We start from the raw sequence: 12,029 nt of genomic DNA, 5'->3' as shown, positions 1-12,029 counted from the left end.
TGACAATGACTCGCACTGAGGAAAGCATGGATAATTTTCAAAAAGAAATTGATGAGAGAACAAACCTCACCTCTGCTAATAAATTTGAACTCTTATTATTCCAGCTGGGCAAATCACCTGAAGGTGGCAAATCTGAGCTGTTTGGCATCAACGTGTTTAAACTGCGTGAAATAGTGCCGATGCCTACGCTGACCAAAGCGGCTGGCATGAAATCGCCGATGCTGGGTATGGTCAACATTCGTGGACAAATCATTCCCGTTATCGATCTTCCTGCCGTCGTCGGCAGTTCATCAGAAACTGGCCTGAACATCCTCCTTATCACGGAATATGCTCGTAGTACGCAGGCATTCGCCGTGGAGTCAGTCGACGATATCGTGCGTCTGGAATGGAGTCAGGTTCTGGCCGCTGAAGCGGGCGTGAGCAGCTCCTATATCACCAGTATTGCACGTCTTGATAACGATAAAGACAGCAACCGTCTGGCGCTGGTGCTGGATGTTGAACAGATTCTGTTTGATATCATTCCTGGCGATCGCGAAACCAAGCTCAAGAACGCAGAAGAGAAAATTTACCCTTATACGCCAGGCGCGATTGCGATTGTGGCGGAAGATTCCAAAGTCGCTCGTTCGCTGCTTGAGCAGGGGCTAACCCAGATGGGCATTCCGTTTAGTATGCACATCACCGGACAGGATGCCTGGAACAAGATTCGACAAATTGCGCAAGAAGCACAGTCAGAAGGCCGACCTATCTCGGATAAGATCTCGCTTGTCCTGACCGATTTGGAAATGCCGGAAATGGACGGCTTTACGCTGACAAGAAATATCAAGCGTGAAGAATATCTGAAGAATATTCCTGTCGTGATTCACTCTTCATTGTCTGGCAGCGCGAACGAAGATCACGTACGCAACGTGGGTGCAGATGCTTACGTTGCGAAATTCGAGATCAATGAGCTGTCGACAGCGATTCAGACCGTGCTGAATAAAGTGAAAGTCCGCCGCTAATTAGTCAAGCGCGCGTATTACCCCATTCGGCCTTTGCCTCCTCCTTGGTGGGAGAGGGCAGAGGCCGATTTTTTTAGTCGCTAGTTATTTGAATAGTGTTCTTTCTGGCTCCTGAATACGCCGAACCAGAAAGGTGTCGCTGTCAGAAAAGATGACTATCAGAATGAGGTGGTGACACCCGCATAGTAGGCACGTCCCGGCTCATTGTAGGTAGACGCGCCTTTCGCCTCGCGATAAATCTGCTTATCAAACAGGTTACTGATACCCGCATTGACGCGCAGGTTCTTGCTGAACTGGTAGTTCACTCCCACGCCCGCAACGGAGTAGCTGCCGATTTCGCGCGAAGAAAGCCCACCAGCCTGGCTCTCTATATGGTTCGTCGCGTACTGACGCGGTTTTTGTTTGCCGTACATCGTCCAACTGACGTTGGCGGACAGTTTATCCGTAGCCTGCCACTCCAGCATCGTATTGACGGTGTATTTCGGGATGATCGACAGCGGATTGCCGGTGTCTTTGTTTTTCGATTCAATCATATAGGTGGCGTTGGTGCTCCAGTCCAGCGTGTCGTCAATCACCGGCACCAGCAGGTTGGCTTCCAGCCCTTCTACCAGCGCTTTACCGCCATTTTCCCAACGCAAGATCGCGGCATTTGACTGCGTCAGCCCAAGAATATCGGTACCGGAAACAATCTTGTTTTTATAGTCATTGCGGAAGTAGGTCACACCTGCCTGCCAGCCGGCATGTTTGAACTCCAGCCCGACTTCTTTGTTGACGCTGATCTCGGGATCCAGATTGTCATTGCCCGCCAGATAGCAGCCGCCGCCGTTATTATAATCTACGCCGAACGGGCAGCCGTTACCGCGTGAATAAAGCAAATAACCGGTAGAAGATTGGTAAAGATTTGGTGCTTTAAAGGCGCGCGCGATGCCCGCTTTCACGCTGAACATCTCGCCCAGTTCCTGTTGGATGTTCAGGCTGGGGCTGTAATTACCGCCGAATTTATCGTGATAATCGAAGCGCAGGCCGGGAATCACTTTGGTGCCGGGTACGACTTCGATGTTGTCTTCAAAATAGAGCGCACTGAGTTCGGCGCTATTTTTGCTGCTGCGCTGAGAAGGGTTGATGGATGTGCCGGGGATCGTATCGCCAGTCGTTCCTGTGTAGCTGCTGGCGGAGGGATCGTTTAGCTGCTCCCGATTCCACTCTGCACCCAGTGTGAGCGTTTGTTCGGCCCAAAGTTCAAGCGGAATATTCAACTCACTGTTAATACGCAGATTTTTCAAACGGCTGGTACTGTAGCGATCGCTATTGATTGAGCCTTCAAAGCGGCCGAATAATCCTTCGTCAAGCCGGGTGTTATTGGTTTGGTCATAAGCGAGACCTAGCTTGGATTGTCCCCAATCCCAAATTCCATTGTGGGTGATGGCATAATTCTGGCGATACAGTCGGTTGGTTTCAGCCCCGCTTTTTGCCAGACTTTCGGGGATGACCCCTCCGCCGCTGAACTGCGTATCGCCGGTATAGATATTGCCCTGACGGCTATAGCCCGCTTCAATATCAACGATCTGCTGTGGTGAGAGTTTCCAGGACAGTAGCGTATTGAGGTCTTTATTGCGCACGCCTTCACGTCCAGCCGCGGCAGAACCGTTCTGGTTACGGTTGATATCCCAACTGTCAGAATCGGTTTTATTGATATTGCCGTACAGGCGCATGGTGAGCGCATCACCGGCCAGCGGGCCGCTCAGGTTGATATTGGCGCGGCGTGTGGCGCCTTCTTTGCTGTTTTCTGGCTGATTGCCGTACAGCGAGAGTGAACCGGTCCAGACGTTGGATGGACGCTTGGTGATGATATTCACCACGCCGCCAGCCGCACCGGAACCGTAGCGGGCGGCAGCCGGGCCACGTATGACCTCAATGCGTTCCACTTCTTCTACCGGTACCCAGTTCGTATCGCCTCGGGTATCCCGCTCGCCGTCCCAGGCGTAGCGAACCGCGTTACGCGAGGTCACCGGACGACCATCAATAAGAATCAGCGTATTTTCCGGCCCCATTCCGCGTAGGTCGATCTGGCGGTTGTTGCCTCTGGCTCCGGTGGCGCTATTGCCTGTGAGATTCACGCCCGGCATTTTGCGGATAATGTCGGAGAGATCGTTAACGGGCGGCGCTTTTTTAATATCGTCCGCCGTGATGATCGATACCCCTGGCTGCTGTTTTAATTCCTGCTCGGCGGTGGCCTTGACGGTCATCACATCCTCGTCGGCGGCCTGCGCCGTGCCTAAGTGTGCTCCGAGTAGTCCGGCAACGATCAGTGCCAGTGGTTTTATGGTATGGAATTGCGGTTTGTGCATTTTTTATGTTTCATCCCTAACGACGCGCATATGTACGAATGCAAACGAGAGTTATTTGCGTTTGCTAATTTGGCAAAAAATAGTACATATGTACAGTTTTTATTGTGAAGGGCAGATAGAGAGAAAAGGAAATCGACAATCATTGAGGGGGAAACGGCTTTCCCGCGAGAAAACCGTATGGTTTAGCGGAAGGCGTTATACAGCGCAGAAACTGACTGATAAACCAGATCGCGCGGCAGCGTGCGCTCGTGTTTTTCCAGCAGCGCGCGGATGAAAAAGCCGTTCATCAGCGTACCCAACGGCAGCGCGGCGCTGTCGGGAGCGACCACTTTGATGATGGCGACAACGGTGTTAGACCATTCGAGCGCGATGGGGCGCAAGGAAGGACGTGAAATAGCGGCGGTAAAGAGCTCGTACTCACGCGCCAGATCGTCGATATCTTCGATACCGCGCATGACAAAATCGGTCAGGACATCACGCGGGTCGTCGTGGCGACGCTGGTGAAACCGGCTAAACATATCATCGCGAAACAGCGCAATTGCACTGCTCATCACGGCATTTAGCATGTCGTCCAGGCTATTAAAATGGTAGGTGGTCGATCCTAACGGCACGTGAGCTTCACTTGCGACGGCGCGGTGCGTTAAAGCGCTGATGCCGTCACGTTTGATGATGTTTGTGGCCGTTTCGACAATATGTGCCGCACGGGAATGCACCGCTTCTAATCCTGTACCGCTCGGCGTGACGCCTTTCTCTGCCAGCCAGGCGATCGCCTGTTCGGAGATCGTTTTTCCTGTGGGGATAAAAGACGTTTCTTGCTGATAAGTGGTGATGGATGACGGTGGCACCGCGCAATGAGCCGTGGTGGCGCGTGCGGTCATCGTACTGACACTATCGTCCGGCTGGAATAAGGATTTGGCATCATCGATCATCGTCTGCCGTTCCTCGCGATCCAGCGCCACGAAGCCCAGTCCCTGCAACAGAAAAACGCCTTCTGTGGCGAGAAACGCGAGGCGGATGCGCCGCATGGTCGGCGTAGCGTCACGTAACCGATCCAGTCGGGTGCGGTAAAATTCCCGCACGGGCTCCAGCATAGCGGGGGAGTGAACCAGCGCGGTAAGCAGACCCACCGCGCGCGATGTTGTCTCGTCTTCTTCCTGACCTATCGCCGCAATGTGGCCCAACACATCGGCGTGAGGCTGGTTGGCGTAGCGTGCGGTTTGCTGCTGCGCCTCCTGTTCAAAACGCGCCAGCTCACGCGACAGCATGGTCATGATCAACTGGTCTTTACTTGGGAAGCTGTAAACCAGCCCACCTTTACTTATGCCAGCTTCGGCGGCAACGGCATCTAGCGTAAAACGATGCACGCCATCGCGCAGCAGCACTTGTTCCGCAGCGTCCAGAATCCGATCGTTTCCAATGGTTTTTTTGCGCGCCATCACATTGCCTTGTATTTTCGACTGGTCAGTCATATATTGCGCTCAGCAATACGCATCTTATCCGATTCGCACTCCCTTTGCTGTCGGTTATTCACCATTGAGTGGCTCATTTTTGAGGTGTTATCGATGTCTGATTCGTCTTTACTGGCGTCGCGCAGTTTTATTCTCATCGGCATTTTAGGCATTCTGTGTGCGTTTGATGCCATGTCGATTGATATGTATCTCCCGGCTTTCCCTGCGATCCAGCAGGATATCGGGGCAGACGCGGCCGGAATGCAGACCTCGCTGTCGGTCTTTTTGATCGGGCTGGCGCTTGGTCAACTGGTCTATGGTCCGTTGACCGATCGCTATGGTCGAAAAGGGCCGTTGCTGCTGGGCATTGTGCTGTTTTCCGTGTCTTCCTTGCTGATCGCCCATGCTTCCACGTTATCGTGGTTTGTCTTTTTCCGCCTGATGCAAGGCCTCGGGGGGGCCGCCGGATTAGTGATTCCGCGTGCCATCGTGGCGGATTTGTACTCGGAGCGCGATGCGGCAAAAGTGTTCTCGCTGCTCATGCAGGTGATGGCGATAGCGCCGATTGTCGCACCGCCGTTGGGCAGCCTGCTGCTTGGCTCGCTGGGGTGGTCAGCCATTTTCTGGGTACTGACGGTTGTCGGCATGTTGATGTTTTTTGCCACCTGGCGCTGGGTACCGGAAAGCCTGCCGCGGCGTGACCGCGTCGCCGGCGGCACGTTGTCAGCGTTAACCGGCTTTGCCGCACTATTACGGCAGAGAAAATTCATGGGCTATACGCTGTCCGGTTCTTTTGTGATGGGTGGCCTGTTTACCTATATTGGCGCGTCTGCCTTCATCTTTATTGAATACTTTCACCTGTCGCCCACGACGTACAGCTACATTTTTGCGTCGAATGCGCTGGGCATGGTGGCGCTGGGACAAATTAATATCTTTCTGCTGAATCGCTGGCGTGAATATCAAATCTTGCCGATTGGGATAGCCCTGCATGTTGCGGGAGGGTTGGTGTTATCCGGCGTACTGCTGGCTGGCATTGCATCGCTGTGGATTGTCACGGCATTGTTATTCCTGACCATGAGCTTCCTGAGTCTGGTATTCGGCAATGTGGTGGCGGTGGCGATGAATGCGGCACCGGGTCAGACCGGTTCGGCTTCCTCGCTGCTCGGCGTATTGCAGTATGTTTTTGGCGGGGTAGCCGGCGTGATTATGGGGGTTGTACATGACGGCACGTTACTGCCGCCAGTGATGCTATTAACCGTCTGTGCGATAGGCGCATTGCTGAGTGGGTGGTATGCCTCACGACAGGCGGGTGTCGATAGTATGGAAGAAACATTGACCGATCGTCGCGCGCCGGAATAGGGAAGGGCGCTGAAGACAAAGTAGAATGCCGCCTGCATTGATTGGCAGGCGGCAGAAGATTAATCCAGATCGGATGCCTGATGGCGTTCGGCGACCTGCTCAGACTCTTCACCCCAGGTGCGGTTGACCTTGCGACCGCGAATCACTGCCGGACGGGCGGCAATTTCATCGGCCCAGCGTTTTACATGCGTGTACTCGTGTACGGACAAGAACTCTCCAGCGGAGTAAAGCGCGTTCTGTACCAGCCCGCCGTACCACGGCCAGACGGCAATATCGGCAATGGTGTAGCTGTCGCCGGCCAGATAGCGATTCTCTGCCAGTTGGCGGTTGAGCACATCCAACTGACGCTTGGTTTCCATTGTGAAACGGTTGATCGGGTATTCAAATTTTTCCGGCGCGTAGGCGTAGAAATGGCCGAATCCACCGCCAACGTAAGGGGCGGAACCCATCTGCCAGAAGAGCCAGTTCAGGGTTTCCGTGCGCGTGGCGAGGTCATTCGGTAGTAGCGCACCAAATTTCTCGGCCAGATACACCAGAATGGAGCCGGACTCAAACACGCGAATTGGTTTCTCGCCGCTTTGGTCAAGTAGCGCCGGGATTTTGGAGTTCGGATTGACGTCGACAAACCCGCTGGAGAACTGATCGCCATCGCCTATTTTAATCAGCCAGGCATCGTACTCTGCACCTGAATGGCCCAGCGCCAGCAGCTCTTCCAGCATGATTGTCACTTTCACGCCATTTGGCGTCGCCAGCGAATAGAGCTGAAGCGGATGTTTGCCAACGGGCAGCGCTTTTTCGTGCGTTGGGCCAGCTATCGGACGGTTAATATTGGCAAAAGCACCGCCGGAAGAGGCCGGCTGCCAGACTTTTGGCGGCACATACGTTGGGGAGGTAGCCATTCAAAAACTCCTTATGCATGAAAAGAGAGCGAGTTAAGTCAATACCATAACAAACTCATGCATTTTGCTGATACCGTTCTGTGCTATCTCTACTACATATTGATATAACGCGATATCCGCACATTGCTGGAGGAAAGCAGCCACTGTGCGGATCGTTATCAGGGTTTAATAACCCACGGTAAAGCGTTGACGAGAGTGTGCTGGATTTTCAATTTCATCAACCAGCGCGACAGCGTAGTCCTCAAAGGAGATGCTGCTGCCTTGATCATTACTCAGCAGTGTGTCTTTGCCGAGACGGAAAGTACCTGTGCGCTGGCCCGGAACAAACTCGGCGGACGGTGAGAGGAATGACCAATCGAGATCTTTCTCCTGCTTTAACAAGTCGAGGAAAGCTGCACCACGGGAGGCTTCAGGGCGGTAAGCATCAGGGAAGTCCGGCTGATCGATCAGACGCTGACCCGGCGCAATTTCCAGACTCCCCGCGCCGCCGACAACCAGATAGCGTTTTACACCTGCGGTTTTAACGGCAGCAATCAGAATTGCTGGATCGGACGAACCAAATTTAACGGCGCTGACCACCGCATCATGCCCTTTGAATAAGGCGACCAGAGCGTCCTTGTCCAGTGCGTCTCCTTGTTTAGCCGTTACGTTCGGTAGCGAGGCAATCTTTTCTGGATGGCGTGCGATGGCGGTGACCGTATGCCCACGGTCTGATAATTCTTTAAGAATGCGTGAACCAGCATCGCCTGAGGCACCAATGAGTGCGATATGTGACATGTAGACTCCTTATTTTCTTTTTTTGGGACTAAGTAACAAAAATAGACTATAGAGAATCTGGATGGTACATTGCCGGCTTTTCTCGGACAAGAAGTCACCGGCATGCAACCAGGTCACACAGAAATGACTAATGACACACTCCTCACTGACACGGTTAACCCAAAAACGTCGCCGGCGGAAAGCCTCGACGATTCCGCGTTTGATCATCCTTGTCCGATCCGTGATGTGTTGGATCGCATCGGCGATCGGTGGAGTCTGTTAATACTGGAAGCGCTGGCGCAAAATACGCTGCGTTTTAACGAATTAAATCGCCATATCGACGATATTTCGCGTCAAATGCTGTCACGTACGTTAAAACGGCTAGAGACGGATGGGTTTATTCATCGGACGATTTATGCAGAAGTTCCCCCGCGCGTGGAATACACGCTGACGCCACTCGGGCATTCCTTTTTGCAGCCTATGCAGTTGTTAATTCAGTGGGCCGATCGGAACCATGCTGAAATTTGCCGCTCCCGCCGCCAGGCCAGACAGCGCGATGCCTGAACGGCTAATTGACGCTTAATCAATCGGTCTCCCCAATCTATATATCACTTCTTCGTGCGACCTTGTTCGCATGAGGCCAGCATGTCATTTCACTTGCATCGTAAATCTGGAATGCCGCTTCGGCTTCTTTAGTTATGTCGGTGCATGTCGTTTTATACCACGTCATTATTCGCATTATTGCTTTTAACCTATATAGCATTTGAGCTATATTAGAGGTGGCCCAGTGTGGAAAATTGAAATGACGGACGTGTTTGATAGCTGGTTCAGCACATTAAATGATAGGGATCGCGCATATGTGCTTGCAGCACTTATCGTGTTACGGGAAAAAGGCCCAATGCTATCCAGGCCTTATGCTGATACGGTAAAAGGCTCCCGGTATTTCAACATGAAAGAATTACGTATTCAGAGCGGAGGGATGCCAATACGGGCATTTTTTGCTTTCGATCCACATCGCACGGGGATCCTCCTCTGTGCGGGGAATAAGTCCGGCAATGAAAAGCGCTTTTATGATGAGATGATTCCGCTTGCCGATCGGGAATTCACAAAGTATCTGAAAAAATCAGAGAAGAGAGGGTAATGCTATGGGCAGAACGCTGGAACAGCTCCTTGCGGATGAAAAACCAGACGTCGTCGTTGATGCTCACGCTATAGCGGCAGACATGTTACTCAATATTCATCTCGCCGAACTGCGTGAGAGGGTGCAAAAAACGCAAGTGGAAATGGCGCAGGTGCTTGGATTAAAACAGCCAACCATTGCGGGAATGGAGAAACCCGGTCGCGATCTGAAACTTTCCACACTCAAACGCTATGTTGAGGCGACCGGCAGTAAACTGCGCCTTGATGTTGAACTGCCGGACGGTTCTCACTACGGGTTCACGCTGTAACGTCTCATTCTGTATGGCCGAAAAGACGATGTTTGTCCTATTGATCCGCGCGGGTTTTCGCGTCATTAAGCAGCGTGAGATAGCGTTGGCTTGAGATGTTCCTGCCGGTGATGACGCAGACAGTTTTACGTCCGCCAATCTCTTTCGCGTAGCGAATGGCTCCCGCGACAGCGGGCACCCCTGAAGGCTCGACAACATGGCGATGCAGATCGAGCATTGATAGCATCGCAGCTTTGATTTCGTCTTCAGCGACGGTGAGCACACGATCGACGCGATCACGAACCAGCGGCCAGGTCATCGTGCTGGGCTCTATATAGCCACTCACGCCCTCGGCGATGGAGGGGGCCAGATCGACGGGAATTGCTTCTCCTGCTTCTTTCCAGCGCGCGAACGTTGGGCTCGCTTCACTTTGTATACCCCATACTTCGATCGCGGGATTGATTGCTTTGGCCGCTGTCGCAATTCCTGAGATGAGCCCGCCGCCGCCGATGTTCACCAGGATGATCTCTGCATCCATCCAGTCTTCCATGATTTCAAGACCGACAGTGCCACCGCCTGCAATCATATGCGGGTTGTCGTAGGCAGAAACGAAGGTGGCACCTGACTGGTGCGCAGCGGCGATAGCCGCTTGCCTTGCCTCTTCGATGTCATCAAAGAACGTAATACGTGCGCCACAGCCTTTCATGGCTGCGACCTTCATTGGATCTGCCGCGCGTGGCAAAAAGATGGTTACGTGGATGCCTGCGACCTGCCCGGCATAGGCGAGTCCTAATCCATGATTTCCTGCTGTGGGGGCAATAACGCCAGCACGGCGCTGTTCTGCATCCAGATTGGCAAGAACATTTGCCGCACCACGCAGCTTAAAGCTACCGGTCTGCTGGAGGTTTTCCATTTTGAGTCGGATTTCCGCACCGACAAGGGCGGATAGCGGTGGCGAAGGATCCAGCGGTGTCCTGCCTATTGTTCCCTTGATCTGCTGAGCGGCGGCGTAAATATCTTTCAACGTTACAGAGTTGGTTGCCCTTTGGTGTTCGCTTGTCATAGTATTTCCCTATCAACTGTATATGGAAATGACTATATAGGTATTTGGCTATATGAACAAGCATGTGGCGACAACGGCCGATTTGCTGCGAGCGCTCGGCAATGAGCAACGGCTCATCATTCTGGAATGGCTGGCCGATCCTCGCGCACACTTCCCTGAACAGCAGGACGGGGATCTGGTTAACGATGGGGTCTGTGTCGGTTTTATCACCGAGAAGATCGGTCTGAGCCAGCCAACTGTCACCGGTCATCTTCAATATTTATCGAAAGCCGGAATTGTCACATCGAAGCGCATCAAAAACTGGGTGTTCTACAAGCTCGTCCCTGAGCGTTTAGAGGAGGCAACCTCGGTATTGTCTGAGCTTGCAAAGGTCGCCTCTCGTCAACATAAACCGTCAGAATAGGCCGTTAGCCGTCATCGCTTCCCCTGAGACTTAGCTGAGTGAGCCCGCGCAGCCCAGCTTGGCAGATGGGTGAAGGCAAGGACGACAAGCACGATAGCGCCAGCCAGAAAGAAGGTCAGCTGCATGCCATGTGCGAGGGAAGTGGGGGCGGCATGGGCAAAATCTTCCGTACCGACACCCAAAGCGAAAATCTGTCCCATGAGCGATGCTCCGACGATCAGCCCAATATTGCGTGACAGGTTAAGCAGGCCAGAGACCGTACCGCGCTGATTTCCGGGAACCTCGGCAAGGGTGGCGGTGTTGTTTGCCGCCTGAAAGAGCTGGTAGCCTGGTGTCAGGACAATAATGGCAAGGATATAACCCGCGACGCCAAGCATTGTTGGCAAGATCGCCAGCATAAAGGTGCCAGCAATCACGAGGGAGAGTCCGGCGATGAGTGCCCGTCCAAATCCCCATATATCGACTAGCCGCCCTGACGGAATGCCGCAGAAAATCGCAATAGCAGGGCCAATGGCCATAACCATCCCCACCAACGTTTCCTTCAAACCCAGACCCTGACCAAGGTAGTAGGGACCGACGATTAGCGTCGTCATCATGATGGCGGCGACGGCGGCATTGAGCGTGAGGTTCGGCAACAGCGTCGTGTTCCGCAATGGTAACCCCCCTGATAATACAGCCTTGCCTTTCACCGGCGTGGCTGGCAGTAGGGTAAAAGCCATGAACAACACGATCGTGACCAGCGGGATCTGTATCCAGAACAGGCTACGCCATCCTGCTATCGCAAGCAGGAAGCCGCCGACAGAAGGGCCAAGCGCGGTCCCCAGTGCGGATACCGTTCCCAGTATCCCCATCGCTCGCCCGACATGCTTCTCCCCGGCCGTTTGCCTCAGCAGCGCCATGCCGAGCGTCATCAGGAAGGCTGCACCGATCCCCTGAAATGCTCTTGCCGCGATAAGTTGCCACAGCTGGGGGACAATGGCGCACAGCAGCGAAGCGATGGCGAAGAGCCCAAGACCTGCAATGAAAACGGGTTTCAGCCCATAGCGATCGCCAAGGCGACCCGCGATCACAACCGAAAGCGCCATGGCTGCAAGATAGGCGATGACAATGGCCTGCACCTGCGCGAAGGGCGCAGAAAATACGGCTGTCAGCGTCGGAAGGGCAATATTGGCAATGCTTGTTCCCAGCGAGGCCGACAGTATTGCGAGTGCCAGTGTGATAGTGACCCCCGATTTGGCCTGCTCTGGTTCGCCCAGTTGGTTAATTGTCATTTTTTATCCTTGTCAGAATGTGGGTTCCAGAGCATGCTACAAATTCAAGTCGACTTG

12 protein-coding genes are annotated in these 12,029 nt (G+C 53.4%); 6 read left to right on the top strand and 6 right to left on the bottom strand.

Features of this window, described 5'->3' with window-relative positions; translation table 11 throughout:
- Window positions 1-26 precede the first annotated feature (26 nt).
- A complete protein-coding gene (locus MYB54_RS14205; RefSeq protein ID WP_104211777.1) occupies window positions 27-998 on the top strand; it encodes a chemotaxis protein in 972 nt (323 codons plus the stop codon).
- Window positions 999-1,156: 158 nt separating this feature from the next.
- Here the strand turns inward: MYB54_RS14205 and MYB54_RS14200 are convergent, their stop codons facing one another.
- Complete coding sequence (locus tag MYB54_RS14200; protein WP_248720937.1) at window positions 1,157-3,346, bottom strand: TonB-dependent siderophore receptor; 2,190 nt, start codon at window positions 3,344-3,346, stop codon at window positions 1,157-1,159.
- A gap of 182 nt (window positions 3,347-3,528) precedes the next feature.
- On the bottom strand, window positions 3,529-4,815 hold the full coding sequence (locus MYB54_RS14195; RefSeq protein ID WP_248720936.1) for a TetR/AcrR family transcriptional regulator: 1,287 nt from the start codon (window positions 4,813-4,815) through the stop codon (window positions 3,529-3,531).
- Between the two features lie 93 nt (window positions 4,816-4,908).
- On the opposite strand from MYB54_RS14195, the gene MYB54_RS14190 reads away from it, so the two are divergent.
- Complete coding sequence (locus tag MYB54_RS14190; RefSeq protein ID WP_205567946.1) at window positions 4,909-6,153, top strand: multidrug effflux MFS transporter; 1,245 nt, start codon at window positions 4,909-4,911, stop codon at window positions 6,151-6,153.
- A 59-nt stretch (window positions 6,154-6,212) separates the two neighbouring features.
- Here MYB54_RS14190 and yghU read toward each other — a convergent pair whose 3' ends face one another.
- Both yghU and MYB54_RS14180 read right to left on the bottom strand, forming a co-directional pair.
- On the bottom strand, window positions 6,213-7,052 hold the full coding sequence (gene yghU, locus MYB54_RS14185; RefSeq protein WP_039508969.1) for a glutathione-dependent disulfide-bond oxidoreductase: 840 nt from the start codon (window positions 7,050-7,052) through the stop codon (window positions 6,213-6,215).
- Window positions 7,053-7,217: 165 nt separating this feature from the next.
- Window positions 7,218-7,829 (bottom strand): NAD(P)-dependent oxidoreductase, encoded by a 612-nt coding sequence (locus tag MYB54_RS14180; RefSeq protein ID WP_039287426.1) that lies wholly within the window; start codon window positions 7,827-7,829, stop codon window positions 7,218-7,220.
- A 102-nt stretch (window positions 7,830-7,931) separates the two neighbouring features.
- Between MYB54_RS14180 and MYB54_RS14175 the strand changes: the two genes are divergently transcribed.
- From MYB54_RS14175 to proR, 3 genes are all read left to right on the top strand, one after another.
- Window positions 7,932-8,372 carry a winged helix-turn-helix transcriptional regulator gene (locus MYB54_RS14175; protein WP_039500392.1) on the top strand — a complete coding sequence of 147 codons (441 nt, stop codon included), beginning with the start codon at window positions 7,932-7,934 and terminating at the stop codon, window positions 8,370-8,372.
- A gap of 223 nt (window positions 8,373-8,595) precedes the next feature.
- Window positions 8,596-8,949 (top strand): type II toxin-antitoxin system RelE/ParE family toxin, encoded by a 354-nt coding sequence (locus tag MYB54_RS14170; protein WP_180788117.1) that lies wholly within the window; start codon window positions 8,596-8,598, stop codon window positions 8,947-8,949.
- A gap of 4 nt (window positions 8,950-8,953) precedes the next feature.
- Window positions 8,954-9,256 (top strand): transcriptional regulator ProR, encoded by a 303-nt coding sequence (gene proR, locus MYB54_RS14165; protein WP_014914856.1) that lies wholly within the window; start codon window positions 8,954-8,956, stop codon window positions 9,254-9,256.
- A 37-nt stretch (window positions 9,257-9,293) separates the two neighbouring features.
- Here the strand turns inward: proR and MYB54_RS14160 are convergent, their stop codons facing one another.
- Window positions 9,294-10,298: a threonine ammonia-lyase gene (locus tag MYB54_RS14160; protein ID WP_248720935.1), complete on the bottom strand. Its 1,005-nt coding sequence runs from the start codon at window positions 10,296-10,298 to the stop codon at window positions 9,294-9,296.
- Between the two features lie 52 nt (window positions 10,299-10,350).
- On the opposite strand from MYB54_RS14160, the gene MYB54_RS14155 reads away from it, so the two are divergent.
- Window positions 10,351-10,701, top strand: coding sequence for an ArsR/SmtB family transcription factor (locus MYB54_RS14155; RefSeq protein ID WP_014914858.1), 351 nt, complete (start codon window positions 10,351-10,353; stop codon window positions 10,699-10,701).
- 11 nt (window positions 10,702-10,712) lie between these two features.
- Here the strand turns inward: MYB54_RS14155 and MYB54_RS14150 are convergent, their stop codons facing one another.
- Entirely contained in the window at window positions 10,713-11,972 is a 1,260-nt protein-coding gene (locus MYB54_RS14150) for an MFS transporter (RefSeq protein WP_248720934.1), read from the bottom strand.
- Window positions 11,973-12,029: the final 57 nt, after the last annotated feature.

Source organism: Pectobacterium nicotianae, from assembly GCF_023272715.1.
Classification (GTDB): domain Bacteria; phylum Pseudomonadota; class Gammaproteobacteria; order Enterobacterales; family Enterobacteriaceae; genus Pectobacterium; species Pectobacterium brasiliense.
The sequence above is the reverse complement of the archived record's forward strand: the minus strand, read 5'-3'. Positions and strand labels throughout refer to the sequence as shown.